Origin of the sequence: Serratia myotis, assembly GCF_027474885.1 — a bacterium.
GTDB classification, from domain to species: Bacteria; Pseudomonadota; Gammaproteobacteria; order Enterobacterales; family Enterobacteriaceae; genus Serratia; species Serratia proteamaculans.
This window is the reverse complement of sequence record NZ_CP099707.1, coordinates 841,788-867,911: the sequence shown is the minus strand read 5'-3', so window position 1 is coordinate 867,911 and position 26,124 is coordinate 841,788. Positions and strand designations below refer to the sequence as shown.

Annotated in this window: 26 protein-coding genes, 4 tRNA genes and 1 pseudogene; 9 read left to right on the top strand and 22 right to left on the bottom strand. The window is 53.3% G+C overall.

Features of this window, described 5'->3' with window-relative positions; all coding sequences use genetic code 11:
- Nucleotides 1-23 precede the first annotated feature (23 nt).
- From NHG65_RS03960 to NHG65_RS03935, 6 genes are all read left to right on the top strand, one after another.
- Nucleotides 24-311, top strand: a complete 288-nt coding sequence (locus tag NHG65_RS03960) for a phage tail assembly protein (RefSeq protein WP_099062811.1) — start codon at nt 24-26, stop codon at nt 309-311.
- A gap of 20 nt (nt 312-331) precedes the next feature.
- A complete protein-coding gene (locus tag NHG65_RS03955) occupies nt 332-466 on the top strand; it encodes a GpE family phage tail protein (RefSeq protein ID WP_099062810.1) in 135 nt (44 codons plus the stop codon).
- Nucleotides 459-2,516 carry a phage tail tape measure protein gene (locus NHG65_RS03950; RefSeq protein WP_499182952.1) on the top strand — a complete coding sequence of 686 codons (2,058 nt, stop codon included), beginning with the start codon at nt 459-461 and terminating at the stop codon, nt 2,514-2,516. Before NHG65_RS03955 ends, NHG65_RS03950 begins: the two co-directional genes overlap by 8 nt.
- Nucleotides 2,517-2,528: 12 nt before the next feature.
- Entirely contained in the window at nt 2,529-2,990 is a 462-nt protein-coding gene (locus NHG65_RS03945; RefSeq protein ID WP_085120319.1) for a phage tail protein, read from the top strand.
- Nucleotides 2,987-4,141 carry a contractile injection system protein, VgrG/Pvc8 family gene (locus tag NHG65_RS03940; RefSeq protein WP_085120318.1) on the top strand — a complete coding sequence of 385 codons (1,155 nt, stop codon included), beginning with the start codon at nt 2,987-2,989 and terminating at the stop codon, nt 4,139-4,141. The genes NHG65_RS03945 and NHG65_RS03940 overlap by 4 nt, the downstream gene beginning before the upstream one ends.
- An 89-nt stretch (nt 4,142-4,230) precedes the next feature.
- On the top strand, nt 4,231-4,449 hold the full coding sequence (locus NHG65_RS03935; RefSeq protein ID WP_017891661.1) for an ogr/Delta-like zinc finger family protein: 219 nt from the start codon (nt 4,231-4,233) through the stop codon (nt 4,447-4,449).
- A 207-nt stretch (nt 4,450-4,656) separates the two neighbouring features.
- Here NHG65_RS03935 and tnpA read toward each other — a convergent pair whose 3' ends face one another.
- The 6 genes and pseudogenes from tnpA to ffh form a co-directional block, all read right to left on the bottom strand.
- Nucleotides 4,657-5,115: an IS200/IS605-like element IS1541C family transposase gene (tnpA, locus tag NHG65_RS03930; RefSeq protein WP_129935314.1), complete on the bottom strand. Its 459-nt coding sequence runs from the start codon at nt 5,113-5,115 to the stop codon at nt 4,657-4,659.
- 202 nt (nt 5,116-5,317) lie between these two features.
- Nucleotides 5,318-5,674, bottom strand: coding sequence for a 50S ribosomal protein L19 (rplS, locus tag NHG65_RS03925; protein WP_012005300.1), 357 nt, complete (start codon nt 5,672-5,674; stop codon nt 5,318-5,320).
- Nucleotides 5,675-5,752: 78 nt separating this feature from the next.
- Nucleotides 5,753-6,510: pseudogene (gene trmD / locus NHG65_RS03920) on the bottom strand (tRNA (guanosine(37)-N1)-methyltransferase TrmD).
- Nucleotides 6,511-6,548: 38 nt separating this feature from the next.
- On the bottom strand, nt 6,549-7,097 hold the full coding sequence (gene rimM, locus NHG65_RS03915; protein ID WP_099062806.1) for a ribosome maturation factor RimM: 549 nt from the start codon (nt 7,095-7,097) through the stop codon (nt 6,549-6,551).
- 18 nt (nt 7,098-7,115) lie between these two features.
- Nucleotides 7,116-7,364: a 30S ribosomal protein S16 gene (gene rpsP, locus NHG65_RS03910; RefSeq protein WP_004932501.1), complete on the bottom strand. Its 249-nt coding sequence runs from the start codon at nt 7,362-7,364 to the stop codon at nt 7,116-7,118.
- A 216-nt stretch (nt 7,365-7,580) separates the two neighbouring features.
- Entirely contained in the window at nt 7,581-8,942 is a 1,362-nt protein-coding gene (ffh, locus tag NHG65_RS03905; RefSeq protein WP_207979215.1) for a signal recognition particle protein, read from the bottom strand.
- A gap of 169 nt (nt 8,943-9,111) precedes the next feature.
- On the opposite strand from ffh, the gene NHG65_RS03900 reads away from it, so the two are divergent.
- Nucleotides 9,112-9,903: a cytochrome C assembly family protein gene (locus NHG65_RS03900; RefSeq protein WP_017891659.1), complete on the top strand. Its 792-nt coding sequence runs from the start codon at nt 9,112-9,114 to the stop codon at nt 9,901-9,903.
- Nucleotides 9,904-9,943: 40 nt separating this feature from the next.
- The gene (locus tag NHG65_RS03895) at nt 9,944-11,233 is read left to right on the top strand and encodes an HlyC/CorC family transporter (protein ID WP_219015433.1); all 1,290 of its coding nucleotides are present in this window, start codon (nt 9,944-9,946) and stop codon (nt 11,231-11,233) included.
- Nucleotides 11,234-11,301: 68 nt separating this feature from the next.
- On the opposite strand, the gene luxS is transcribed toward NHG65_RS03895, so the two are convergent.
- The 13 genes from luxS to pncC all read right to left on the bottom strand — a co-directional run bounded on the left by luxS (nt 11,302) and on the right by pncC (nt 21,249).
- On the bottom strand, nt 11,302-11,817 hold the full coding sequence (gene luxS, locus NHG65_RS03890) for an S-ribosylhomocysteine lyase (RefSeq protein ID WP_004950350.1): 516 nt from the start codon (nt 11,815-11,817) through the stop codon (nt 11,302-11,304).
- 166 nt (nt 11,818-11,983) lie between these two features.
- Complete coding sequence (gene gshA, locus NHG65_RS03885) at nt 11,984-13,546, bottom strand: glutamate--cysteine ligase (protein WP_099062804.1); 1,563 nt, start codon at nt 13,544-13,546, stop codon at nt 11,984-11,986.
- Nucleotides 13,547-13,628: 82 nt separating this feature from the next.
- Nucleotides 13,629-14,057, bottom strand: coding sequence for a YqaA family protein (locus NHG65_RS03880; RefSeq protein ID WP_012005293.1), 429 nt, complete (start codon nt 14,055-14,057; stop codon nt 13,629-13,631).
- Nucleotides 14,054-14,620, bottom strand: a complete 567-nt coding sequence (gene yqaB / locus NHG65_RS03875; RefSeq protein ID WP_099062803.1) for a fructose-1-phosphate/6-phosphogluconate phosphatase — start codon at nt 14,618-14,620, stop codon at nt 14,054-14,056. Before yqaB ends, NHG65_RS03880 begins: the two co-directional genes overlap by 4 nt.
- A 312-nt stretch (nt 14,621-14,932) precedes the next feature.
- Nucleotides 14,933-15,009: transfer RNA gene (locus NHG65_RS03870), tRNA-Arg, on the bottom strand.
- A gap of 188 nt (nt 15,010-15,197) precedes the next feature.
- Nucleotides 15,198-15,274, bottom strand: a tRNA-Arg gene (locus NHG65_RS03865).
- A 61-nt stretch (nt 15,275-15,335) separates the two neighbouring features.
- Nucleotides 15,336-15,412, bottom strand: a tRNA-Arg gene (locus NHG65_RS03860).
- Between the two features lie 3 nt (nt 15,413-15,415).
- Nucleotides 15,416-15,508: transfer RNA gene (locus tag NHG65_RS03855), tRNA-Ser, on the bottom strand.
- 310 nt (nt 15,509-15,818) lie between these two features.
- On the bottom strand, nt 15,819-16,004 hold the full coding sequence (csrA, locus tag NHG65_RS03850) for a carbon storage regulator CsrA (RefSeq protein WP_004950328.1): 186 nt from the start codon (nt 16,002-16,004) through the stop codon (nt 15,819-15,821).
- A 252-nt stretch (nt 16,005-16,256) separates the two neighbouring features.
- Nucleotides 16,257-18,884, bottom strand: coding sequence for an alanine--tRNA ligase (gene alaS / locus NHG65_RS03845; protein WP_207979219.1), 2,628 nt, complete (start codon nt 18,882-18,884; stop codon nt 16,257-16,259).
- A 132-nt stretch (nt 18,885-19,016) separates the two neighbouring features.
- On the bottom strand, nt 19,017-19,523 hold the full coding sequence (recX, locus tag NHG65_RS03840; RefSeq protein ID WP_499182951.1) for a recombination regulator RecX: 507 nt from the start codon (nt 19,521-19,523) through the stop codon (nt 19,017-19,019).
- A 63-nt stretch (nt 19,524-19,586) separates the two neighbouring features.
- Nucleotides 19,587-20,648, bottom strand: a complete 1,062-nt coding sequence (gene recA, locus NHG65_RS03835) for a recombinase RecA (protein ID WP_085120306.1) — start codon at nt 20,646-20,648, stop codon at nt 19,587-19,589.
- A gap of 112 nt (nt 20,649-20,760) precedes the next feature.
- Complete coding sequence (pncC, locus tag NHG65_RS03830) at nt 20,761-21,249, bottom strand: nicotinamide-nucleotide amidase (RefSeq protein ID WP_099062799.1); 489 nt, start codon at nt 21,247-21,249, stop codon at nt 20,761-20,763.
- A 250-nt stretch (nt 21,250-21,499) separates the two neighbouring features.
- On the opposite strand from pncC, the gene NHG65_RS03825 reads away from it, so the two are divergent.
- Nucleotides 21,500-22,894: an MFS transporter gene (locus NHG65_RS03825; RefSeq protein WP_099062798.1), complete on the top strand. Its 1,395-nt coding sequence runs from the start codon at nt 21,500-21,502 to the stop codon at nt 22,892-22,894.
- A gap of 33 nt (nt 22,895-22,927) precedes the next feature.
- On the opposite strand, the gene chbG is transcribed toward NHG65_RS03825, so the two are convergent.
- From chbG to NHG65_RS03810, 3 genes are all read right to left on the bottom strand, one after another.
- Nucleotides 22,928-23,689 (bottom strand): chitin disaccharide deacetylase, encoded by a 762-nt coding sequence (gene chbG, locus NHG65_RS03820; protein ID WP_099062797.1) that lies wholly within the window; start codon nt 23,687-23,689, stop codon nt 22,928-22,930.
- Between the two features lie 154 nt (nt 23,690-23,843).
- Complete coding sequence (gene chbR / locus NHG65_RS03815; RefSeq protein WP_129934305.1) at nt 23,844-24,707, bottom strand: transcriptional regulator ChbR; 864 nt, start codon at nt 24,705-24,707, stop codon at nt 23,844-23,846.
- Nucleotides 24,707-26,092 carry a glycoside hydrolase family 1 protein gene (locus tag NHG65_RS03810; RefSeq protein ID WP_207979221.1) on the bottom strand — a complete coding sequence of 462 codons (1,386 nt, stop codon included), beginning with the start codon at nt 26,090-26,092 and terminating at the stop codon, nt 24,707-24,709. Before NHG65_RS03810 ends, chbR begins: the two co-directional genes overlap by 1 nt.
- Nucleotides 26,093-26,124: the final 32 nt, after the last annotated feature.

Sequence of the window (26,124 nt, the reverse complement as noted above, 5' to 3'; positions counted from 1 at the left end):
CCCTGACAATCATTGGATATCCCATGGAACTGAATACCTCCCCAGAAAACACCGTAATGCTGGAAACCCCGATCAAACGCGGCGACAGCGAGATCCGTGAAGTGCAGGTCACCAAACCGAACGCCGGCAGCCTGCGCGGCATCGGCCTGGCGGCACTGGCCAACGCCGACGTCGACGCCCTGATCACCATCCTGCCGCGCGTGACCTATCCAAACCTGACCAAAGAAGAGTGCGCGCGCCTGGAACTGCCGGACCTGATTGCGCTGGCCGGCCAGGTGATCGGTTTTTTGTCACCGAAATCGGCCGAGTAAACATCGACCCCGTTCTGACCGTGGACGACCTGATGGCGGACATCGCAGTGATTTTTCACTGGCCGCCATCGGAGATGAACGGCATGACGCTGACCGAGCTGATGGACTGGCGCTATAAGGCCCTTCAACGTAGTGGAGTAAAAACAGATGAGTAGCAGCGGCAGCAAAAAAACGTTGGCAAACGCGGACACCAGCATCCGCAACCAGCAAAAGCGGCTAAAAACAGAACAAAAAAACCAGGCTCAACTAACCCAATTACTGAAGATAAAAGCGGCGCAGGCCGACGTACTGATTGAGCTTGATGCGATTCAAAATACCCGTATGGCTTTGCCCGCGTTTTTATCTTCCCCCAAAGATATTGAAACGGCACAGCAGGCGAATCTCAATCACGTCGTGCAAAAGGCCCGTGGAGCCATTTTATCGCTCCAGCAAGGCCATCTGGAAAAACAGCTCCAGGGCAAAGGGATTGATACCGCCAATTTAACCGGCGCCCAGCAACGCTCACAAGAAAATTCAGAGACCGCCCAAAACCTTCTTAGCCGCCAACAACGCGCCCGCCAAAAACTGAGTCAGCAAAGACGCACAGAAGTGCTTGGTGATTTTCAAACCCGACAGAACGGAATTGGAAAGATTCACGATGTTGCTTCAAAGGGGTTGGGACTGGCAGGTACTGCCTTCAACACCGGTAAAGATTTGCTGGCACCGGGTATGAAGTTTGAACAGCAGATGTCCGGTGTGCAGGCACAGTTAGGATTAAACAAAGATGACCGCCGGTTAACAGCCCTGCGCCAGCAGGCAACCAGCAGGGTGTCCAAGGGACAGTCTCCGCAGGAGGTCGCTGAAACGCAATCCGCTCTGGCCACCGCTGGCTACAACCCCCAGGAAATTTTGACTGCGGCACCTGCAGCACTGAATCTGGCCAAGGCCAGCGGCAGTAGTATCGAGGAGGCAGTAAAAGCACTGTCAGGTATCCAGCAGGCCTTTCAACTGCCAGTCGATCAGGCGGGAAATATCGCCGATATAATGGCCAAAGCCAGCAGCAGCTATCAGTGGAGCCTTGATGAGTTCGATAAAAAAATGCGGACCGCCGCACCAACGGCCCTCCAAAATGGACAGGGCCTTGAGCAAACCGCCGCACAGTTAGCCCCACAAGGGCGTAGCCTGGGGAACGTTGATGGCGCTGCTCAGGCGATGGTCACCGTACGGGGGGATAACCTGGATGGCGATATCAAGAAACTGTTCGCCTCCTGGGACAGCATCCGTATCGACCTGTTCGATGGGCAAAACTCAGCCCTACGGCAGTTGACGCAAACCGCAACCGGCTGGCTGAACACTCTGGGCCAATGGTCAAAAGAAAACCCCGCGTTGGCCAATACCCTGATGACGGTAGCCATTGCCGTAACCGCACTGATTGGCGGCCTGTCAACCATAGGTACCTTTATCGTGCCGGCGCTGAGCGCCATTAATATGCTGATGGCCGGTGCGGGTCTACTGGGCACCGTATTCACTTCCGTTGGCGGCATGATAGCCGGAGTCTTTGCTGCCCTCAGCCTGCCCATTGTCGCCGTAGTCGCCGCGATCGTCGGAGGGGCCGCCTTAATCTATAAGTATTGGGAACCGATTAGCGCCTTTATCGGCGGAATCGCGGAAAGTTTCAGTACGGCAATGGGTCCTATTGGTGAGGCATTTTCTCCAGTGATTACAGCCTTCAACAGCGTCATGGACAAGTTAAAACCGGTCTATAACTGGTTTATGCAATTATTGACACCGATAAAAAGCACTCAGGAAGAACTGAACACCGCGGCTGCCTACGGAAAAATGCTGGGCGAATGGCTGGTTTGGGCATTCAGGCTGCCCGGCGATGCGCTTAACCAGTTGATTGGCTTAATCGGCAAGGCGCGAGGCATCATTGATTCGGCCATTGGATGGTTTAGCAATGAAAAAAGCGATCCAACCTCGGAAAAATATGACAGTAGCCTTTCCCCCAGCGGTGGCGTGTTGAGTTTGGGCAACGAAAACTATCGTGCCGTTCGCCCAACCGCTCCCCCTAACCTTTCGGATAACAGCGTACTGACCAATAACATCGCCATCAACGTACCGGAGGGAACTACCCGTGACGAAATGGAACGTGTCGTCCGTTCAGCCATGATGGACATCGAAAATACTCGCCGTAATCAGCACCTCAGCGCTTATGCGCAGGTATAAGGAGCCAGACTAATGATGCTAACACTGGGACTGTTCGTATTTATGTTACGCACCCTGCCCTACCAAGCCATGAACCGTCAGTTGAGCTATCGCTGGCCGACAGGAAGTCGCGTCGGCCAAAGACCAAGCGCTCAATTTCTGGGTGTGGATGGCGAAACTATCACCTTAAGTGGACAACTGATGCCTGAGCTAACCGGTGGTCGGCTATCTTTACTGATGCTGCAAACCATGGCCGAACAAGGACGTGCCTGGCCGCTTATCGAAGGCAGCGGCACCATTTACGGCATGTTTGTGATCGAGAAAATCACTCAGGACAGCAAAGATTTTTTCGCTAACGGCCAACCACGCCAAATTTCCTTCACCATCACATTAAAACGCGTGGATGAATCGCTGCATGCCATGTTCGGCGATTTGCGTCACCAGGCTGGCGACCTGTTAGCGAAAGCGCAAAAAGCGACGGGAATGTCATTATGATCGCCGATGTTTATCAGCCTATGGGGGCCAAGCCAGCCCCCGACTTTATCCTGACGCTGGCAGATAAGGATATTACCAACGATATCCGTCAGCGGCTGATCTCGTTAAACATGGTAGATAATGGCGGCCTGAGTGCCGATCAATTGACCATTAACCTGGACGACAGCGATGGCCTGATGTCCCTGCCCAGCCGGGGGGCCATTCTGGAGTTGTTTCTTGGTTGGAATAACTCAGCTCTGATTGGCCAGGGCAAGTTTATTGTCGATACTATCATCCACACTGGCGCTCCAGATCTCATCTCAATCACAGCCCGTAGCGTTGATTTTCGTGGCTCGTTAAACGAATCCCGCAGCGAGTCTTATTCAGACAAGACCTTTGGCGAAATCGTGCAACAAATTTCAACGCGTAATGGGCTGAACGCCCCCTATTTGAGCGATGAGTTGGCCGCAATAAAGATTGCGCATATCGACCAAACCAATGAGACCGATGTTCAATTTCTTTCCCGGTTGGCCTTGGCAAATAGTGCACGAGTGACTATCAAATACCAGCGCCTGCAGTTTATCAAACCCGGGTTTGGTCGTAGCCCGCTTGGCGAGCCAAACCCTATTAAAACACTGACCCGCAGTGACGGCGACACTCACCGTTTTGAACTGAAAGATCGCGGCGGTTACACCGGTGTCAGCGCCAGTTGGCTGAATACCGAACATCCGGAGCAAGCCAACAGCAGCGTACAAGTAGAACGGGAAATCCCGCAGGCAAACGCCAGCACATCCCGGCATCCTGCCGCCAAATTCGCTGACAAAACAGCTACCGCTCCACAGCAAACCAGTAGCTATATGGTCGGTAAAGAAAAGCAGGTCTGCCACATTGCAAAAATCTATCGTGATAAAGAAACCGCCATGCGGGCTGCTCAGTCACTGTTTGAACAATTACAAAGAGGGATCGCAACCTTCAGTATCAGCCTGGCCACCGGGCAGCCAGATCTGTTCCCTGAGACCCCCATCCGAGTTTATGGTTTTAAGGAGGCTATCGATCAGCAGCTGTGGGTGGTTAATAAGATCACCCATACCTTAAGCAACAGTGGCTTCTTCAGTAATCTGGAACTTAACGTCTACATCGAGGGTGTTGAGATCACTACCAAAGAAAATTAATCTCGATTTCGACAATCAAGCTTGCTTTTGCAAGTTATTGGGCTATTATAAGTCATATAACTTGATGCAGTCGAAAGAGGGATTCAACTATGATGCACTGTCCACTTTGCGGTAGCGTGGCCCATACTCGCTCCAGTCGGTACCTGAGTGAAGCGACCAAAGAGCGCTATCACCAATGCCAGAACATTAACTGTAGCTGCACCTTCGCCACGCATGAGTCCGTCGCGCGAGTGATTGTAAAGCCTGGCGATATTATTCCGGCTCAGCCGCACCCGGAAAAAGCCAAGCCGCGCGCCGCCGCGCTGTAATGCAAAGAGCCTGCCTCCGCAGGCTTTTTTATGCCTGTCGTAACTTACTTTTACAAGAATCAAATCTTGCAAATGCGACCATTGGATTTTAAGCATAATAATAAATATCCTCCGGCATAGCCGGAGGTTTTTCATATGCGCCTATAAGGCTCTGTTACCAGCCGCGCCCTAACAGGCGCATAGCAATCTGACATTTGCATCTATGGATTACTTACGGCCCGTAAACGGGCTACCTGGATACGGGATCGAGAGTTGCTCACCCATTTTATCCTCTTCCAGTTGGTGCTTTATGTATTCTTGTATCCTGGCCGTGTTTTTCCCTACCGTATCAACGTAATACCCTCGGCACCAAAACTCCCTGTTACGGTATTTGAACTTCAAATCCCCAAACTGCTCATAAAGCATCAGGCTGCTCTTTCCCTTCAGGTACCCCATAAACCCCGATACACTCATCTTCGGCGGGATTTCCAGAAGCATATGAATGTGATCCGCACAGCATTCCGCTTCCAGAATATTCACGTTTTTCCATTCGCACAGCTTTCTTAAAATACTGCCAATCGCTTTGCGTTTTTCCCCGTAGAACACCTTTCTTCGGTACTTCGGCGCAAAAACTATGTGATATTTACAGTTCCATCGGGTGTGCGCTAAGCTCTTTTCGTCCCTCATTGGGACCCCCTTTTGATTTCTTGTTGAACATTTGCAGTTGCCAGACCGCAAACTGTTTTAACAAATCAAAAGGGGTTTTTATAACTGGCTCAAAGCTGAAAGCTTTACTGAACCCCCAGCCTAGCTGGGGGTTTTCTGTGCACAAAAAAAGGGGTCGGCATATTGCCAACCCCTTCATAGTTATTAACTTTTGGATGCAGCGTTAGCCGACGCGGTTCAGACGCTCTTTGATACGAGCAGACTTACCAGTACGCTCACGCAGATAGTACAGTTTGGCTTTACGAACGGCACCACGACGTTTAACAGCAATGCTGTCAATTACTGGTGAGTGAGTCTGGAATACACGCTCAACACCTTCGCCGTTGGAAATCTTACGAACAGTGAATGCAGAGTGCAGACCGCGGTTACGGATAGCGATAACCACGCCCTCGAATGCCTGCAGACGTTTTTTGCTACCTTCAACGACCCATACCTTCACTTCCACGGAATCACCCGGACGGAATGCAGGTACGTCTTGCTTCATCTGCTCTTGTTCAATTTGCTTAATAATGTTGCTCATAATATGTCTCTTACCCTAGGTAAACTGATATATCGGTCCCGTCGAGCCAATTGCTCAGACGTTCCCTTCATAGTCCTGCTACTTGGTCTGATGTTCCCGTTGGAACTCAGCCAGCAACACCGCTTGCTCGTCAGTCAGAGCTAGGCTTTCCAGAAGTTCAGGTCTTCTAAGCCAGGTACGGCCCAGCGACTGCTTTAAGCGCCAGCGACGTATCTCGGCATGGTTGCCCGACAGTAGAACTGGCGGAACCTCCATCCCTTCCAACACCTCAGGACGGGTATAGTGCGGGCAGTCCAGCAATCCATCGGCAAAAGAATCTTCTTCTGCTGAAGCCTGATGGCCCAGCACACCCGGTATAAAGCGGGCGACTGAATCGATCAGGGTCATTGCCGGCAGTTCCCCGCCGCTGAGAACGTAATCGCCGATTGACCATTCTTCATCAATTTCGGTTTGGATTACGCGCTCGTCTACCCCTTCATAACGACCGCACACCAGAATCATCTTCGGGTTGGCCGCCAGTTCGCACACGCCGGTTTGATCCAGCTTGCGCCCCTGAGGTGACAGATAAATCACCTTTGCTCCCTCGCCTGCCGCTGCTTTTGCTGCATGAATAGCTTCCCGCAAGGGTTGCACCATCATCAACATTCCCGGGCCGCCGCCATAAGGGCGCTCGTCCACGGTACGATGCCGGTCGTAGGTGAAGTCACGTGGACTCCAACACTGCACGCTCAGCAGGCCATTTTTTACTGCCCGGCCAGTCACCCCGTAATCGGTGATCGCGCGGAACATCTCAGGAAACAGGCTTACAATACCAATGAACACAAGCCAATCCCCATACTGTCATTCCACTTGTTTCGACCGTTTAATTCGGAGGTCAAAAACCAGGATCCCAATCTGCTTCAATCACGCGAGCAGTGAGATCGACTTTCTTGATAACCTGCCCATGAAGAAACGGGACCAACCGCTCCTTCATGCCGAATGCATCTTTCAGGTTAGCTTTAACAACCAACACATCGTTCGAACCGGTTTCCATCATATCGATGACTTTACCCAGTTCGTAGCCGGTGGTTGTGACTACCTGGCAGCCCATAAGGTCTTTCCAGTAGTAATCATCACCCACCAACTCAGGAAGTTGTTCCGAATCCACCAGGATCTCGCGATTGGTCAGTAGATTCGCAGCATCCCGATCGTCAACGCCTTTGACTTTGATGATCAGGTCCTGACTGTGGCGCTTCCAGTCTTCCAACTCGACAAGCTGCCATTGACCCGCCTGCTGGATAAACCACGGCTGATAGTCAAAAATGCTTTCGGCGTTCTCGGTGGATGAAAATACTCTGAGCCAACCACGGATGCCGTAAGTAGACCCCATTTTACCGAGTACAATCGGCTGCTTAGGTGCTACCGGTTTGAGTTGCTTGCTCATTGCCACCACCGCGACAGATTAAGCTGCTTTCTTAGCGTCTTTGATCAGCGCGTGAACGCGATCAGAAACAGTTGCACCCAGGCCGACCCAATGTTCGATGCGGTCCAGGTCCAGACGCAGTGCTTCAGCCTGACCAGATGCGATCGGGTTGAAGAAGCCTACGCGCTCGATGAAACGACCATCACGAGCATTGCGGCTGTCGGTCACTACTACTTGATAGAACGGACGCTTTTTTGCGCCGCCACGTGCCAAACGAATTGTTACCATAACATCCTCTTTAGTTAATAAAACAGCCGGGCCCCATTGAGGGAACGGGGCCCGGTTGCAATATAAAAAGCCCGAAAATTTTACTCATTTTGGCGCAAAAAGCAATCGAAAGCGTAGATCGTCGTCAACTACTTTTTATAGCCAGTAATATTTCGGGCGGTTTTCACCGCGAACGGCAAATGCTTAAACGCGCTCACCCCAGAGGGCAAGCGGCTGTCAGCGGCCTGGGAAGCCCGGCGGCATCATACCTTTCATGCCGCGCATCATCTTCGCCATTCCGCCTTTCTTCATCTTTTTCATCATCCGTTGCATATCGTCGAACTGCTTTAACAAACGGTTAACATCCTGCACCTGCATGCCGGAACCTACCGCAATACGACGCTTGCGCGAACCTTTGATAATTTCCGGCTTGGCGCGCTCTTTCAGCGTCATCGAATTGATCATCGCCTCCATACGCACCAAAACCTTGTCGTCCATCTGCGATTTCACATTGTCCGGCAGTTGGCCGGCACCGGGCAGTTTACTCAGCATGTTGGCCATACCGCCCATGTTACGCATCTGCTTCAGCTGCTCCAGGAAGTCGGTCAGATCGAAACCGTCACCCTTCTTCAGCTTGTTAGCCAGTTTTTCCGCCTGTTCGCGGTCAACTTTGCTTTCGATATCCTCGATCAGCGACAGCACGTCGCCCATGCCGAGAATACGCGATGCTACGCGGTCCGGATGGAATGGCTCCAGCGCTTCGGTTTTCTCGCCGACACCGAGGAACTTGATCGGCTTGCCGGTAATGTGACGGATGGATAACGCAGCACCGCCGCGCGCATCACCGTCAACTTTGGTCAGCACCACACCGGTCAGCGGCAGCGCTTCGTTAAAGGCCTTGGCGGTGTTGGCCGCATCCTGGCCGGTCATGGCGTCGACCACAAACAGGGTTTCCACCGGCTTAATCGCCGCGTGCACCTGCTTGATCTCGTCCATCATCGCTTCATCAACGTGCAAACGGCCGGCGGTATCGACGATCAGAACATCGTAGAATTTCAGCTTGGCCTGTTGCAGCGCACGGTTAACGATATCGATCGGCTTTTCTTTAACATCGGACGGGAAAAAGTCGATGCCGACACTCTCCGCCAACGTTTCCAACTGTTTGATCGCCGCAGGGCGATAAACGTCGGCAGAAACCACCAACACTTTTTTCTTCTGTTTTTCTTTCAGGAACTTGCCGAGCTTGGCGACGCTGGTGGTTTTACCGGCGCCCTGCAGGCCCGCCATCAGCACCACGGCCGGCGGTTGTGCCGCCAGGTTCAGTTCGGTGTTCACTTCGCCCATCGCGGCAATCAGCTCGCCCTTGACGATTTTGACGAACTCTTGCCCCGGCGTCAGGCTTTTGTTGACTTCATGACCTACCGCGCTCTCTTTTACACGGCTGATAAAGTCCCGCACCACCGGCAGCGCAACGTCCGCTTCCAGCAATGCCATACGCACTTCACGCAGGGTTTCTTTGATATTTTCTTCGGTCAGCCGCCCACGGCCGCTGATATTGCGCAGGGTGCGCGACAAACGATCGGTTAAATTTTCAAACATCGTCTCTTGCTCAACGTGTAATAACAGGCCGCTCTGGCGACATAATTACGGCGATGATAACACGAAGCGAAAAGGATCTCTGCCTCAGCGTTGGAGATCGGTTGGAGTGGGACGCGCTCGACGCTATACTGACAATCCCATTCACCACGCCGAAGCAAAATTAAACGCTATGCCAGTTTTCTCCATTGTGGCTTTGATCGCCTACCTGCTCAGCCTTGGACTGATTATTCCCAGCTTGTTGCGGAAGAATAGCGCATACCGTCGGCTTGCTCTCGTCTCAGCAGTGGTGGCGCTGGTTTGCCACGCCATCGCACTGCAGCAACGTATTTTTGATGTCAGCGCCGGGCAAAACCTCAGCTTGCTGAACATCGGCTCGATAGTCAGCCTGATCATCTGTTCGGTCATGACCTTCGTTGCTTCACGTGACCGCGGCTGGTTCCTGCTGCCCATTGTTTACAGCTTCGCGATGATCAATCTGGCCTTTGCCAGCTTTATGCCAGGTGAATTTATTACCCATCTGGAAGCCAGCCCGGAACTGATGGTGCACATTGGCCTGGCGCTGTTTTCCTACGCCACACTGATTATTGCCGCGCTGTATGCGCTGCAACTGGCCTGGCTGGACTATCTGCTGAAAAACAAAAAGCTGTCGTTCAGCGCCGACATGCCGCCGTTAATGAGCATCGAACGTAAAATGTTCCACATCACCCAGATCGGTGTCGTGCTGCTCACGCTCACGCTGTGCACCGGCCTGCTGTATATGGATAACCTGTTCAGCAAAGAAAACGTGCACAAAGCCGTCCTGTCGATCATGGCATGGTTTGTCTATATCGTTCTGTTGTGGGGCCATTACCATGAAGGCTGGCGTGGCCGCCGTGTCGTGTGGTTCAGCTTTGCCGGCGCCTTTCTGCTGACGCTGGCCTACTTCGGCAGCCGTCTGATCCAGCAAGTGATGGTTCGCTAAGCCTTCAGGCTATCTTTCTCCATACATAAGGAATACCGCGTTGGAGCACGTTTCGACAGGAACCCTGATCATTGTCCTGGTGGTTATGATCGTGGTTTCCGCTTACTTTTCAGCATCCGAAACCGGCATGATGACTCTAAACCGCTATCGTCTCCGTCATCTTTCCAAGCAGGGCAACCGCTCTGCCCGCCGGGTCGAGAGGCTACTGAAAAAACCGGATCGGTTGATTGGCCTGGTGCTGATCGGCAATAACCTGGTCAACATTCTGGCCTCCGCGCTGGCAACCATCGTCGGTATGCGTCTGTATGGCGATCTCGGCGTAGCCATCGCCACCGGTATCCTGACGTTTGCCGTGCTGTTGTTCGCCGAAGTGCTGCCAAAAACCTTCGCCGCACTTTATCCAGAGCGCATCGCATTCCCCAGCAGCGTTCTGCTGGCACCGCTGCAGAAGGTCATGTTCCCGCTGGTATGGCTGCTCAACGGCATCACCACGCTGGTCTTGCGCCTGTTTGGCATCCATACCAACGTGCGCGTCAGCGACGCCGTCAGCAAAGACGAGCTGCGCACTATCGTGAATGAATCCCACTCGCAGATTTCTCGTCGCAATCAGGACATGTTGATTTCGGTGCTGGATCTGGAGAAGGTGACGGTTGACGACATCATGGTGCCCCGCAACGAGATCGTCGGCATCGATGTAAACGATGACTGGAAGTCGATCATGCGTCAGCTCACCCACTCACCGCACGGCCGCATCGTGCTGTATCGCGGGTCGCTGGACGATGCCATCGGCATGCTGCGGGTGCGTGAAGCCTACCGCCTGATGACCGAGAAAAAAGAGTTCAACAAAGAGAACCTGTTGCGCGCCGCCGATGAGATTTACTACGTGCCGGAAGGCACGCCGCTGAACGTCCAACTGGTGAAATTTCAGCGCAACAAAGAGAAAGTCAGCATCGTGGTAGACGAATACGGCGATATTCAGGGCTTGGTGACGGTCGAAGATATCCTGGAAGAGATCGTCGGTGATTTCACTACCTCGATGTCGCCAACGCTGGCGGAAGAGGTCAATCCGCAGAGCGATGGCTCGGTCCTGATCGACGGCACCGCCAACGTGCGCGAGTTGAACAAGGCATTCAACTGGACACTGCCGGCCACCGATGCACGAACCATTAACGGCATGCTGTTGGAAGAGCTGGAAGAGATCCCTGAGATTGGCACCCGGGTTCGGGTAGGCCATTACGACGTTGATATCCTCGACGTGCAGGACAATATGATCAAACAGGTGCGGGTCACGCCAATAAAATCGCTGCAATCCAGCGTCCAGCAACACTGACCGCCCGCCAGAAAGGAAAAAAGACGCGAACATCGCGTCTTTTTTTATCGCTGTAGCCAGGTGACGAACTAGATGTGCAGTTCCTGCAATTTCTCTTTCGGCAACGCCAGCTCTTCGTTGTGGTTCACTACCACGTCGTGATCAAGAATGTGCTTGGCGATTTCCTGTGCTTCTTCCAGCGAGTGCATGTGGTAAGTCCCGCACTGGAACTCATTCAGCTCAGGAATTTTGCGCTGATCGGTCACTTTCAGCACGTCACTCATCGCGGCTTTCCAGGCATCGGCAACACGCTGCTCTTCCGGCACGCCAATCAGGCTCATGTAGAAGCCGGTACGGCATCCCATTGGGGAGATATCGATAATCTCAACGCCCTGGCCATTCAGATGGTCACGCATAAAGCCGGCAAACAGGTGTTCCAGTGTATGAATGCCGCGTTCAGGCATCACTTCCAGATTCGGACGGCAGAAGCGCAGATCGAATACGGTGATGGTATCGCCATGAGGAGTTTTCATGGTTTTCGCAACGCGGACAGCCGGGGCTGCCATGCGGGTATGGTCTACGGTGAAGCTATCCAGCAGTGGCATTTCGTTACCTCCTCGTAAAAGTGTATTTATTTCGAAACTTTTTTATCTATCCAGGAAACCTTTTCCAACTCAGCGAGTCTGAATATGTGAAAGACGCGCATTTGTTATCATCATCCCTGTCATCAGAGATGCATATTTGGCCACATTGATGTGGCCTTTTTCTTTTTCAGCTCCCGCCATGTTGCTTCAGGAACTCTTCAAAGCTTAGCGTATCACTGGCTTCTATGTTGCGTTGACGCTGCCATGAGGCTTCCTGCTCCTTCGCCAGTTCGGCTTCAGTCAGGATTTCCAACGGCTCTTCCATCAGCATCTGACGGTATTGCTCAGCCAGTTGCAGGCCTACACGACCGGTCCCCTCTTCCTTCATCGCTTTCAGAATACGGGCAGAGAATGTCAGTTCCGGATCGTCAAATGCCGCGACCAATTCGTCACACACCTGCTGGTACTGGCGATCGCCGGCTTCACTATCCAACACTTCCGCCACGCGGCGCAAATCGTCAAACAGCGCTTTGCCTACTTTTGCCAACGGCTCACGGCTGTCATCACAACCGATGCCAATGGTCTGACCCGGTTTACGCCCTTCGAGGATCACCCGGTTCCAGTTTTTGCGCGTACACAGCAATTCATCGCTGCTCATCTCCGGCGCATCGGCCAGTACACACCACACCAGGAACAGGTCCAGGAAACGCGCCTGCACCGCATCTACGCCGATTGGCGAGAACGGGTTGATATCCAGCGAGCGAACTTCAATGTATTCGATACCGCCCCGTAGCAGCGCATCTGACGGTGTCTCACCGCTTTTAGTCACACGCTTCGGCCGGATCGGCGCATAGAGTTCGTTTTCGATCTGCAGTACGTTACTGTTCAACTGCAGATGACGATCACCGTCTTTCACACCCAACTTGGCAAACTCTTCTGAAGGCGTGACAATCGCCCGCTTCAGGCCTTCAACATAGCTTTGCAGATCGTTGAAGGTGATGCCCAGATTACTTTGCGATTTATTGGTGTAACCCAGATCGCTCAAGCGTAGTGAAGTGGCATACGGCAGATAGCACATACCCTGTTCGGTACGCTCAAACGGCAACGCAGTTTCACGCCCTTTCAGGAACGAAGAACAGATCGCCGGCGATGCGCCGAACAGATACGGGATCACCCAGCCAAAACGATAATAGTTACGGATCAGACGGAAGTAGCCCGCTGAAATCTGCTCCTTACCGCTTTCGGCATCTTTAACACCAGCCCATGCTTGCCAGAATTCCAGCGGCAGGGAGAAATTGTAGTGCACGCCGGAAATGGTCTGCATCAGCGCGCCGTAGCGGTTCTTCAACCCCTCACGGTACAACGTCTTCATGCGGCCAATATTCGACGAGCCGAACTGCGCCAGTTCAATGTCCTGCTCGGCTTCAATAAAGCACGGCATACTGAGCGGCCACATGCGCTCCTCGCCCAGATTACGCGCTACGTGACGATGAATATCACGCAAGAACGTCAGCAGGTGATCGAGGTTGTCGTCAACCGGCGTAATAAACTCTAACAGCGCCTCGGCAAAGTCTGTGGTTATCCAGTGGTGCGTTAATGCCGCCCCCAACTTCTCCGGATGTCCGGTTGTTGCAAGCTTTCCGTCTTCGGTGACACGCAGCGTTTCACGCTCAATGCCGCGACGAATGCCTTTTAATGCATGGGGATGGGCTTCCAACCAAGAAAGCGCCTGGGATACGTCCGGGATCAAATTGACCTCCCGCTTCTAAAAACAAGAACTCGTAAGCATACTGAATCTGCACCCGAGAGAATATTGAGTTATATTCACGTCGTTAATGCCACCAGGCCATTCCCTGTAACGTTATCATAGTCAAAATGATGTAACGCAGCGCCTTTCCGATACACAGAAACAGCGCGACAGGGCCCCAGGGCATGCGCAGCCAGCCTGCCAACACGCACAACAAATCGCCCACCACCGGCACCCAACTGAGCAACAGCGCAGCCGGGCCAAAGCGTTGCATCCACCCCAGTGCTGTATCCAGCCCTCGCTGTGGTTTCAACGCCGGTAACAGGCGCCCGATAATGACATTGGTCAGCCCACCAAGCGTATTGCCCAACGTCGCGGCCAGCACCAGCAATTCCGGTGAGACACGACTGTTGGTCAGCAAGGCGACCAAAATAATTTCTGAATTTCCCGGCAACAACGTCGCACTGAGAAAGCTGCCGCCGAATAACGACATCACGGCCAGCGTACTACTCACAGCGTGCGGACATCTACCACAGCCATATTGGCGCTTTTCGCCGCCTGGATACCGAAATCTGCGTCCTCAAACACCACACATTTCTCTGGCGGTACGCCAATCAGTTCGGCGCAACGCAGGAAGGTGTCCGGCTCCGGCTTGTGACGCTGCACGTCGTCAGCACCCACGATCGCATCAAAGCAGTGGAACAGGCCCAGATGACGCAGCAGAGTTTCGGCCATACGATGCTCACTGCCGGTACCCACTGCCATCGGGCGGCGGCCATGGTAGGCTTTCACCACCTCGATCAATGGCAAGGGCTGTACGCTGTCCAGCAGCATTGCTTCTACCGCACGGGTTTTCTCTGCAGCCAGATGGTGAGGATCAAGATCGGCCTGATGGCTGGCAATAATCGCCTGGGCAATGCGCCAGGTCGGAGAACCGCTCAACGCCATCACCGCTGGCTCATCAAACGTCATACCGTAACGGGACAACACTTCACGCCACGCCTTACGGTGCGTCGGCTCAGTATCGAGAATGGTGCCGTCCATGTCGAAAATAAGACCCTGATAGCGGTCGTACATCGTTACTCCATGATCGTTGTGGAAAGAAAACTACTTTAGCGTAAAGCCGGAAGGTTGTCGCTGATCGCGTAATAGCGGAATGTGCTGTGCGCAAGAGTAAAGATGGTGGGATTACAGTAGCGTATCGCCGAATGCCAGAAAGCGAAAAACCCGCCAAGGCGGGTTTTTCTTAGATGGTGCATCCAGGAGGATTACTCAGCGTAAACGCTTCGCCCTGCGGGCCGTTGCTAAAGCAACGTTATCCTTCTTCGTGCTACCTTCCAGTTCGTAGCTATCTGAAAGCGAAGACTTAGAGATAAGTACTTTTCAATATGGTGCATCCAGGAGGATTCGAACCTCCGACCGCTCGGTTCGTAGCCGAGTACTCTATCCAGCTGAGCTATGGATGCATTACTATTTTTGGTTTGTCTGCTTGAAGAAACAAGTTTGACAGAAAGAATGGTGCATCCAGGAGGATTACTCAGCGTAAACGCTTCGCCCTGTGGGCCGTTGCTGAAGCAACGTTATCCTCCTTTGAGCTACCTTCTAGCTCGCATCTATCTGAAAGTGAAGACTTAGAGATAAGCGCTTTTAAATATGGTGCATCCAGGAGGATTCGAACCTCCGACCGCTCGGTTCGTAGCCGAGTACTCTATCCAGCTGAGCTATGGATGCACAGGAATTCTTTTTTGATACCGTATGGTACGTTGTTACTACCCCACCATACTGCGAAATATGGTGCATCCAGGAGGATTCGAACCTCCGACCGCTCGGTTCGTAGCCGAGTACTCTATCCAGCTGAGCTATGGATGCAAATGGCGGTGAGGCGGGGATTCGAACCCCGGATGCAGCTTTTGACCGCATACTCCCTTAGCAGGGGAGCGCCTTCAGCCTCTCGGCCACCTCACCATACGCTTCTTGCGAATTGTGCCTAACTTGCTTTGGAGAAGCTCATCGGCACTGCGTGGCGCACATATTACTTTCTCCGACTTTTAAGTCAAACAATTTTTCCCATCTCATGCGTGTTTGCACAATTCACGCTCAACATGGGCAATTTCACGTCAAAAAGAGTGTTTTATCAACAGGCAATAACAGTGAATTAGCAAACAAAGCGAAAGAAGCGGCAGAAAGATTTTGCAGGGGAAGTCTGGGAAAGGTCGGTGGCGGGCACAAAAAAGCGCAGTAGCGTCTCGCTGAGCAACGAGACGCTGCTTCGAAATCAGAAAGTCGTCTGTTGAGACTTCTCGGCCTGAATGCGCTGATAGATTTCTTCGCGGTGAACTGACACCTCTTTAGGGGCATTCACACCAATACGAACCTGGTTGCCTTTGACCCCTAACACTGTGACAGTGACCTCATCGCCAATCATGAGGGTTTCACCAACTCGACGAGTCAGAATTAACATTCTTTGCTCCTTGAAAGATTAAAAGAGTCGGGTCTCTCAGTTTCCCCGTCAGTATCCATCATATGCTGCGAAAACGTAAGTCATGTAACCCACAATAAATGTAAGCAGACTTGGTCTCACCTCAGATAATGATAAGTTTAGCCGACCTGAAAAACTTTGTTCCCGTAATTGTAACCAAATTGTGTTAGCACAGTTTAAAAACGCCATAATCAGTAATGAGTTATGGCGTTTTTAAGTGCTATTTATTTATATTCACAGTTTCGAGGCCACCCAGGCTTCTACGCTGTCTAATGCCGCTGGCAGGGCACTGACATCAGTCCCCCCGGCCTGCGCCATATCAGGGCGTCCGCCCCCTTTGCCGCCAACCTGCTGCGCCACGTTACCGATCAGCTCGCCGGCTTTCACCCGGTCGGTCAAATCTTTGGTCACGCCGGCAATCAGGCTCACCTTATCATCGGCCGTGGTGGCCAGCACGATAATCGCAGAACCCAGTTGATTTTTCAGGTCATCAACCATGGTTCGCAGCATTTTGGCCTCAACGTTATCCAACTGGCTGACCAACAGCTGTACGCCGTTAACCATTTTCGCCTTGCTGGACAATGAAGCGCTTTCTTGCGCCGCCTGCTGGTCCTTCAACTGCTGCAGCTCTTTTTCCAAGGCACGGGTACGATCGAGCACCGCTCGCACTTTGTCCGTCAGGTTATTGCTGTCACCCTTAACCAGATGAGCAACGTCCTGTAACAGATCGTTTTGCTGATGCAAGGTAGCAATCGCCCCTTCACCGGTTACCGCTTCAATACGGCGGATACCGGCGGCGGTGCCAGACTCACTCAGAATGCGGAACAGACCGATATCGCCGGTACGGCTGGCATGGGTGCCGCCACACAGCTCGGTCGAGAAGTCGCCCATGGTCAGTACGCGCACGTTGTCGTCGTACTTCTCACCGAACAGCGCCATAGCGCCCTTCTCTTTGGCATCATCCAACGCCATGACCTCGGTTTGCACCGGCAGGTTACGACGTATCTGCTGGTTTACCAAGTCTTCCACAATGCGAATTTGCTCCGGCTTCATCGCTTCAAAATGCGAGAAGTCAAAACGCAGGTATTTATCGTTAACCAACGAACCTTTCTGCGCCACGTGCTCGCCCAGCGTCTGACGCAGTGCAGCGTGCAGCAGGTGGGTCGCGGAGTGGTTCAGACGAATGCGGTTGCGGCGAACAGTGTCGATTTGCGCATCAACGCGGTCATTCACTTTCAGCGAACCCTGAGACAACTTGCCCTGATGGCCGATCGCCTGACCGTATTTCTGGGTATCACTCACCACAAAATCAGCGCCGGCGGCTTTCAGCACGCCTTTATCACCGACCTGCCCACCGGACTCACCGTAGAACGGGGTCTCGTCCAGTACCACCACGGCTTCTTCACCGGCGTGGATCTCGTCTACAGCCTGGCCATCACGGAACAGCGCGGTCACGGTGGACTGCTGTTGTTCGTGGTCATAACCGCTGAATTGGCTGGCACCATCAACACGGATCATGCTGTTGTAGTCTGCGCCAAAACCGCTGGACTCACGCGCACGACGGCGCTGGGCTTCCATTGCCTGTTCGAAACCGGCTTCATCCACTTTCAAGCCACGTTCGCGACACACGTCTGCCGTCAGATCGACCGGGAAACCGTAGGTGTCATACAGTCGGAATGCAGTTTCACCATCCAGAGTATCGCCCTGCAAGTTGGCCAGCTCTTCGTCCAACAGCGTCAAACCACGCTCCAGGGTACGGGCAAACTGATCTTCTTCGGTTTTCAGCACTTGCTCAACCAGTGACTGCTGGCGCTTCAGCTCATCGGCTGCCGGCCCCATCACTTCGATCAATGGTGCGACCAGCTTGTAGAAGAAGGTGTCTTTCGCACCCAGCATGTTGCCATGACGAACCGCGCGGCGAATGATGCGACGCAGCACATAACCACGGCCTTCGTTTGACGGTGTCACACCGTCTGACACCAGGAAGGCGCAAGAACGGATATGGTCGGCAATAACGCGCAGGGATTTGTTATCCAAATCTGTGGCGCCGGTCACCTTGGCCACCGCGGCAATCAGCTTGCTGAACAGGTCGATTTCATAGTTGGAGTTCACATGCTGCAAGACTGCGGCAATACGCTCCAGTCCCATACCGGTATCTACCGAAGGTTTTGGCAGTGGCAACATGGTACCGTCGGATTGACGGTTGAACTGCATGAATACGAGGTTCCAGATCTCAATGTAACGATCGCCGTCTTCTTCCGGGCTGCCCGGTGGGCCACCCCAGATATGATCGCCGTGATCGTAGAAAATCTCGGTGCACGGGCCACATGGGCCGGTATCACCCATCTGCCAGAAGTTGTCGGAAGCAAAGGCCCCGCCTTTATTGTCGCCAATGCGGATAATACGCTCTGCCGGTACGCCAATTTGCTTCTGCCAGATGTCGAAGGCTTCGTCATCGGTTTCATAGACGGTCACCCACAGCCGGTCTTTCGGCAGGTTAAACCAGTTTTCACCGGTCAACAGTTCCCACGCGTAGCTGATGGCATCGTGTTTGAAGTAGTCGCCGAAGCTGAAGTTACCCAGCATTTCGAAGAAGGTGTGGTGACGTGCGGTATAACCGACGTTTTCCAGATCGTTATGCTTGCCGCCCGCACGTACGCAACGCTGTGAGGTAGTGGCTCGGGAATAGGCGCGCTTGTCCAGCCCCAGGAAAACATCTTTAAATTGGTTCATGCCGGCATTGGTAAACAACAATGTCGGATCATTGTCAGGCACCAGGGAGCTGCTTGCTACAACCTGATGGCCCTTACTATGAAAGAAATCGAGAAACGCTTGACGGATCTCAGCGGTGCTCTTGCTCATAATTTTCCCGGAAAGGCTAGAATAACGACACGTGAGCAAGATACGCGACATCCTGACGATGCATCTAACTCACGAACAAAAAGTGGGGATAAGATAAATTTTCTTCAGAGGGAAGTAAAACCCCGTGTGCGTTCATTGCGCAAAATCACGGAAAATTGACTGAATTTCTTCCTGGAAAAAGCCACGATAGAGCAGATAACGCTGCACTTTGGCTTTTTCTTTCCAGTCCGTAGGCAATGAGTCGCCAAATTTACGCTGTGCCACCTGTTTGGCCTGTTCACACCAGTCAATCTCACAGTCCGCCAACGCTGCCTGCGTCAGCTCTTTATCCACGCCTTTTTGCATCAGTTCAGAGCGGATGCGCTGCGCACCATAGCCTTTACGGCTGCGGCTACCGATGTAGCTGCGGGCAAAGCGCTCATCGTCCAGCCAGTTATGCTGGTAGCAATAGGCAATCACCTGCTCGATAACGGCAGGATCGATGGGTTCTTCAGGGGGCGGAGCAGAGGACGAGGGAGTTTTGGTGCCAAATCTGGCTTTCGCCATAAATGACTGCGCCGCAAGTTTGCGGCGCAGTTCAGCTTCACTATGATCGCGTTGCGACAGCAGGCGCATGGCGCGGCTTAGCAAATCATTCATTATTCAAGCCTGATTAATTAACGTTCGTGAACCCTCAATGGTGCTCACGAACGTCAGCAGCGATTAAAACTCTTCGCTGGTTTCAGCTTCATCATCGAAGCCTTCGTTGGTGGCAGCGACCAGTTCGCCGTTGCTGTGCAGCAGCAGTTCACGCAGTCGTTTATCCAACTCAGCAGCCACCGCCGGGTTTTCTTTCAGGAAGTTACAGGCGTTTGCCTTACCCTGACCGATTTTGTCGCCGTTGTAGCTGTACCAGGCGCCGGCTTTCTCGATCATCTTGTGCTTAACGCCCAGATCAACCAGTTCACCGCGGCTGTTGATGCCTTCACCGTACAGGATTTGGAACTCGGCCTGCTTGAACGGCGCAGCGATTTTGTTTTTTACCACTTTTACGCGGGTTTCGCTGCCGACCACTTCATCGCCTTCTTTTACCGCGCCGATACGGCGGATATCCAGACGAACAGAAGCGTAGAATTTCAGTGCGTTACCGCCAGTGGTGGTTTCCGGGTTACCGAACATCACACCGATTTTCATACGGATCTGGTTGATGAAGATCAGCAGCGTGTTGGCGTTTTTCAGGTTACCCGCCAGCTTACGCATCGCCTGGCTCATCATACGCGCCGCCAGGCCCATATGTGAGTCACCGATTTCACCTTCGATTTCCGCTTTTGGCGTCAGCGCCGCTACGGAGTCAACGATGATCACGTCAACCGCGCCAGAGCGGGTTAAGGCATCACAGATTTCCAGCGCTTGCTCACCGGTGTCCGGCTGAGAACACAGCAGGTTGTCGATATCAACACCCAGCTTTTTCGCATAAATCGGATCCAGCGCGTGTTCGGCATCGATGAACGCACAGGTTTTACCCTGGCGCTGTGCCGAAGCGATAACTTGCAGCGTCAGGGTAGTTTTACCTGAAGACTCCGGGCCATAAATCTCAACGATACGGCCCATTGGCAGGCCGCCCGCACCCAGTGCGATATCCAGTGACAGTGAGCCGGTGGAGATCGTTTCTACGTCCATAGAACGGTCTTCACCCAGACGCATGATGGAGCCTTTGCCGAACTGTTTCTCAATCTGGCCCAGTGCCGCAGCTAGCGCCTTTTGCTTGTTCTCATCAATAGCCATTTTTGCTCCTTCGTTACGCAATGTCGGTGTTACCCCACACTGCCACTGATTGTATGTTGTGCAGGAAATGCCACTAATTATACTGTATGGTCATACAGTATCAAGCCTAATTTTACAAAAAATCATCAAGCGCGGTTTGCAGCGCAAAAATCGTCGCCTGAAGCCGCACTGCATCGCGATCGCCGCTAAATTGCTTCTTGTGCGCCACTACCCTTCCGGAGCGGTCGGCAAAGCCAAACCAAACGGTGCCCACCGGTTTTTCCGTACTCCCGCCGTCTGGCCCGGCAATGCCGCTCACCGACAGCGCCAGGCTGGCCCGTGCGGCGTGTAATGCCCCCTGAGCCATCTCACGCACCACCTCTTCGCTCACTGCGCCATGGGCTGTCAGGGTCGCTTCAGCCACGCCCAACAATTCATGTTTCGCCGTATTGCTGTAGGTGACAAAGCCACGGTCGAAATAGGCAGAACTCCCGGCAATGTCGGTGATGGCTTTGGCAATGCCGCCGCCAGTGCAGGACTCTGCGCAGGTGATCCACTGGCCGTTGGCCTTCAGTTTTTCGCCCACCGCAATGCTGAGTTTACGCAGTTGATTTTCACTCATAACCTCTCCTTAGCGAATCAGGTATATGCGCCCGATAGTAGCATTTATCAAGCTTGCCTGACGGCGTGATGACAGAAATGCGCGGCGCTTCGCAGGCGAGGCGGTGTTAAGCGGCAAACCAAACTGCTAGTATCGAATGTAATGCTCGGGTTAACGGGCGGTGTTTTGCACGAGGGATCTCACCGGGTTGCGTTTGCCACCGGCAGGGTCAGCCCCAGGGCAAACCAGGATAAAAGATTAGGATGATAGAGTGAAAAAAACGTTAGGCGTCTTCTTTCCGTTGTATACCACCACCCTGCTGATGCTGCTGGGTTCAGGGTTGCTCACCACTTACGTCTCCCTGCGTTTAACCTCTATCCACGTGACCGGTGCGCTGATCGGCGCCATTATCGCCGCCAACTACATCGGCCTGGTGATCGGCGGCAAAGTCGGCCATTTTCTGATTGCCCGCGTCGGTCATATCCGCGCCTACGTTTCCTGCGCCGGTATTATCACCGCCGCGGTGTTGGGACATGGCCTGACGGAATATATTCCCGTGTGGGTGGTGCTGCGGCTGATTATCGGCATGTGCATGATGTGTCAATTCATGGTGCTGGAAAGCTGGCTGAACGATCAGGCGGAATCCAATCAGCGCGGAACGGTTTTCGGCTTTTATATGGCGGCCACCTATCTGGGTATGTCATTGGGTCAGGTGGTGTTAATGCTGCAAAGCAATCTCGGCATCACCACCCTGCTGGTGATCGCCCTGTGCTTTGCACTCTGCCTGGTACCTATCGCCCTCACCACCCGCACCAATGCACGCCATATGTCACCGGCTCCAATGGAGCTACGCTATTTTATCGGGGCCATTCCCAAGGTGCTGGCCACCACGCTGGTGATCGGCATGGTGGTGGGATCTTTCTATGGGCTGGCACCGGTATACGCGAGCCTGCAATCGCTGACTACTCAGCAGACCGGCTTGTTTATGGCGATAGCCATCTTCGCCGGGCTGGTAGCGCAGTTCCCGCTTAGTTGGCTGTCAGACCGCTACAACCGCACGCTGCTGATGCGCATCAACGCCATTTTATTGATCGTCGCCGCCCTGCCGCTGGCGCTGGTGCCGCACATTGATTTTCCGGTGTTGCTGGTGGTGGGCTTTATCGTCAGCATGCTGCAGTTCACGCTGTATCCGCTGGTGGTCGCCCTGGCGAACGATTTGATTGAACCGGAACGACGCGTATCCCTGGCCGCCTGTTTGCTGATGGCCTTCGGCGTAGGTGCCAGTATCGGCCCATTGGCAGTCGGCTCGCTGATTGAGCCACTGGGCGGCAATATTCTGTATGCCTTCTTCTCGCTTTGCGGCCTGCTGCTGGTGGGCTTCAGTCGGACGGTCAAACAGGACGAATCGCAGTTTGTGCAGGATGCGCCCTTGCCGCATATTCCCCTGCCGGACAGCCTGACCAGTTCCCCGCTTTCTCCGGCGCTGAACCCAACCTTCGATGAACAGATCATCCATGACACCATGCCGCCGCCGGAAGCGGCACCGGATCCGGTCGAGCCACAGACCAGTGAAACGTCGGGGGAAGAAGACGCAGAGACACCGGTCCCGCAGGGCGCCGATCCTGATGAGGATACCGGGCTGAAAAAGGCCCACTCGATGCTTTAAGCGGGCCATTTTTATGATGCTACGTCGGGGTCTTCACAGATCCAGGAAGGATCCCAGACGGTAGCCGCGCTCCGCAATCATGTTTTTAATGCCTGGCGATGTCAAAACATCCACTTCGGCCAGGCGCGGGTAGCAATACTTGCTCGCCAATATCGTTTTATCCAAAAACGCCGGGTGACACATCATCTCCACCGACTGGGCACCGCGTTGATCGGTGCGCTCAAGCACCTGTAAAAACAGCGCCTCGGATATCTCCTCACCATAAAAGCCCGCATCAAACCATTCGGTGCTGCGACCATAGCGCAGTGGAATGTCTTGCCGTGCAACTTCTTCGCGGCCGATGCGCAGCGGGATGGATTTGGTCTGGGCAAAGGCCTCCACCAGCGGGAAAATCTGCGGCAGCATGTGCACGTGATGGTGGCTGTCGATATGCGTCGGCGCTTTACCAAACACGGCCACGAATTTGTCGTATTGGCTCACCAACTCATCGTGGATTTCGTTCAGGTCCAACAGCGCAGATTCCGCGCGTTCCCATAACCACTTGCCCAGCTCCCCACGCTCGTTGACCAGCGACGGCATGGCGGTCAGGGGATGCCCGTGGGTCAGTACAAAGTGCAGGCCAATCTGCAGCCCGGGATAAAGCTGGCTGAGCCTGGCCGCATGGTGCACATCCGCGCTATTGACCATGGCCGTGGTCGAAGAAACAACCCCAGAGTGAAACGCCTCGATAACGCCGTAGTTCTGGCCCTTGCTCAGGCCAAAATCGTCGGCATTCACTATCAGTAACTTGTCCATTGTGGGCATCCATTTAACAAATTTTTGGCAAGGGAATACCGTCCGTCAGGTACGGCAATTCCCCTTCGCTTAAGCAAAGAAATTTATCGCATCAGGCTATTGGCGGCCTGAAAGGCATTCGGAATATCGGCGTTAATGCTTATCGGGAGCGGCCCTAAATAGGGCCGTAGAACTTTTTTCGGTAATTACCCGGCGTCACTTCAGTGAGTCTTTTAAAGTTTTTAATAAACAGGCTCACGTCACCATAGCCCGAGTCAAAGGCGATATCCGAAACCGAATAGTTGGTGACCTCAAGCTGGGTTTTGGCGAAGTTGATGCGGATTTCATTGATCACCTGCATCGGGGTTTTATGGTAATAACGCCGCATTGCCCGGGTCAGGTACTCCTGCGTTTTCCCCGACAGCTCAACCATATTAAGCAATGCCTTTTCACCAAACATCGCCTTATCATGCATCCCCGCCAGGGTGTTCTTCAGCCACTGAGGAATGTCATCCCCCTCGCCACTCTCTTCCTTATAATGACGAATGCGGCTGATGATATAAAAGGTCAGCGTTTCCAGAAACTCGGCAAAATCATCCTCACGAAACTGCGGTGAACTGACCACCGACTCGATATAAGCCAGGAACTCGTTCTTCAGGCTATAGGCCTGAGAGGCGACAAAACAACGAGGTAACTGCTGCAAATAGTTCTCTTCAAAGAAAACCTTGCCGACCGCCACGTTAAAGATTTTCGCGGCGCCGAACTCATAGAAGCTTTGGTGATGCGAGCCAATGGGGATAAACACAAAATCCCCCCGCTCCAGCAGCACCCGCTTGCCGTTAATCTCCTGATAGCATTTGCCGCTCAGGACGATGGTGAATTCGTAATAGTCATGCTGATGCAGCCCGGTGGCGCTCTCCACCTTGTTATAGATAAACAGATGGAAATCTTTGCAGTTAAAAAAATCCTGCTCCCGAATCAGCTTAACGTCGTTCGCATTCAGCGAAACCAGGTTCTCAGACACCGCGCGCGCTCCCATTAGTCAAAGCCGTTTTGTCTGGCCGTCTCAGCAAACCAATAGCCGCTCTTTTTGATCGTGCGCCGTTGGCTTTCCCGCTCCAGTCGAACCAACCCGTAGCGATTCTTGTAGGCATTAAGCCAGGACCAGCAGTCAATAAAGGTCCATAAATGGTAGCCTTTACAGTTAGCCCCCTCGGACAACGCCTGATGCAGCCATTTCAGGTGGTCGCGAATGAAGTCGATGCGATAATCATCCTCTACCCGCCCACTGGCACCAATAAAGGCCTCTTCACCCTCTACACCCATGCCGTTTTCTGAAATATAGCAGGGAATATTGCCGTAGTTCTCCTTCAGGTCCATCAGGATGTCATACAGGCCTTTTTCATAGATTTCCCAACCGCGATGCGGGTTAATCTTGCGGCCCGGCATCTCGTAAAAGCTGAACAAATCTTCCGGCATCGTCACCGGGTCACTGGCCTGATAGCCAGACTTGGCTTTAACTCTGCGCGGTTGATAGTAATTGACGCCCAGAATATCCACCACCCCATCGGCAATCAGCTGCGCGTCTTCCGGCGCTGTCTGCGGCAACAAATCATTGGCCCGCAGTAAATTCACCAGATCTTCCGGATAGCGCCCTTTGGTCACCGGATCGAGGAAGCTTTTATTCAACAGCAGATCCGCATAGTGGGCGGCAATGCCGTCTTCCTGGCTGTCCGAACGCGGATAAGTCGGGCTCAGGTTCAGGATAATCCCGATGCTGCCCTGATTCCCCAGCGCTCTGAATTCGTTCACCGCTTTGGCATGGGCCAAAACGCTGTGGTAAGCCACCGCGATCGCCCTTTTGAAATCAACCACACAAGGATAATGCAGGTCATTCAGATACCCGGCTTCGACCGGGACAATCGGCTCATTGAAGGTGAACCAATGGCTGACTCTGTCGCCGAACAGGCTGAAACAGGTTTTGGCATAGCGGGCGTAGGCTTCCACCACCGTCCGGCTTTCCCAGCCGCCCTGTTGCTGCATGCACAGCGGCATATCGAAATGGTAAAGGTTGATAAATGGCGTGATGCCCTGGGCTAGCAGGCTGTCGATCATCGCATTATAGAAAGCGACCGCTTTCGGGTTCACTTCGCCATCCCCCTGCGGGATCAACCGCGACCAGGAGATGGAAGTCCTGAAGCTATTATGGCCAAGGGTCTTTAACAGCAGGACATCTTGCTGGAAATGGTCATAAAAGGTGGAGGTCTCGGACGGGCCAACCTGATGATGAAAGCGTTCTGGCGCAATCTCATACCAGTAATCGAAGATGTTCTGGCTTTTGCCATCCCGGGCTGCTGCCCCTTCCGACTGCGGCGCAGAGGTGGCACTTCCCCACCAGAAATCGTCAGCAAATTGATATTTCATCCGAAGGCTCCCTAAAACCGGGGCAGCAAGCG

What these genes read in the sequence shown, in the direction of transcription:
- NHG65_RS03960 (WP_099062811.1), top strand. Translation starts at nt 24, where the DNA reads ATGGAACTGAATACCTCCCCAGAAAACACCGTAATGCTGGAAACCCCG.
- NHG65_RS03950 (WP_499182952.1), top strand. Translation starts at nt 459, where the DNA reads ATGAGTAGCAGCGGCAGCAAAAAAACGTTGGCAAACGCGGACACCAGC.
- NHG65_RS03945 (WP_085120319.1), top strand. Translation starts at nt 2,529, where the DNA reads ATGATGCTAACACTGGGACTGTTCGTATTTATGTTACGCACCCTGCCC.
- NHG65_RS03940 (WP_085120318.1), top strand. Translation starts at nt 2,987, where the DNA reads ATGATCGCCGATGTTTATCAGCCTATGGGGGCCAAGCCAGCCCCCGAC.
- NHG65_RS03935 (WP_017891661.1), top strand. Translation starts at nt 4,231, where the DNA reads ATGATGCACTGTCCACTTTGCGGTAGCGTGGCCCATACTCGCTCCAGT.
- tnpA (WP_129935314.1), bottom strand. Translation starts at nt 5,115, where the DNA reads ATGAGGGACGAAAAGAGCTTAGCGCACACCCGATGGAACTGTAAATAT.
- rplS (WP_012005300.1), bottom strand. Translation starts at nt 5,674, where the DNA reads ATGAGCAACATTATTAAGCAAATTGAACAAGAGCAGATGAAGCAAGAC.
- rimM (WP_099062806.1), bottom strand. Translation starts at nt 7,097, where the DNA reads ATGAGCAAGCAACTCAAACCGGTAGCACCTAAGCAGCCGATTGTACTC.
- rpsP (WP_004932501.1), bottom strand. Translation starts at nt 7,364, where the DNA reads ATGGTAACAATTCGTTTGGCACGTGGCGGCGCAAAAAAGCGTCCGTTC.
- ffh (WP_207979215.1), bottom strand. Translation starts at nt 8,942, where the DNA reads ATGTTTGAAAATTTAACCGATCGTTTGTCGCGCACCCTGCGCAATATC.
- NHG65_RS03900 (WP_017891659.1), top strand. Translation starts at nt 9,112, where the DNA reads ATGCCAGTTTTCTCCATTGTGGCTTTGATCGCCTACCTGCTCAGCCTT.
- luxS (WP_004950350.1), bottom strand. Translation starts at nt 11,817, where the DNA reads ATGCCACTGCTGGATAGCTTCACCGTAGACCATACCCGCATGGCAGCC.
- yqaB (WP_099062803.1), bottom strand. Translation starts at nt 14,620, where the DNA reads ATGTACGACCGCTATCAGGGTCTTATTTTCGACATGGACGGCACCATT.
- csrA (WP_004950328.1), bottom strand. Translation starts at nt 16,004, where the DNA reads ATGTTAATTCTGACTCGTCGAGTTGGTGAAACCCTCATGATTGGCGAT.
- alaS (WP_207979219.1), bottom strand. Translation starts at nt 18,884, where the DNA reads ATGAGCAAGAGCACCGCTGAGATCCGTCAAGCGTTTCTCGATTTCTTT.
- recX (WP_499182951.1), bottom strand. Translation starts at nt 19,523, where the DNA reads ATGAATGATTTGCTAAGCCGCGCCATGCGCCTGCTGTCGCAACGCGAT.
- recA (WP_085120306.1), bottom strand. Translation starts at nt 20,648, where the DNA reads ATGGCTATTGATGAGAACAAGCAAAAGGCGCTAGCTGCGGCACTGGGC.
- pncC (WP_099062799.1), bottom strand. Translation starts at nt 21,249, where the DNA reads ATGAGTGAAAATCAACTGCGTAAACTCAGCATTGCGGTGGGCGAAAAA.
- chbG (WP_099062797.1), bottom strand. Translation starts at nt 23,689, where the DNA reads ATGGACAAGTTACTGATAGTGAATGCCGACGATTTTGGCCTGAGCAAG.
- chbR (WP_129934305.1), bottom strand. Translation starts at nt 24,707, where the DNA reads ATGGGAGCGCGCGCGGTGTCTGAGAACCTGGTTTCGCTGAATGCGAAC.
- NHG65_RS03810 (WP_207979221.1), bottom strand. Translation starts at nt 26,092, where the DNA reads ATGAAATATCAATTTGCTGACGATTTCTGGTGGGGAAGTGCCACCTCT.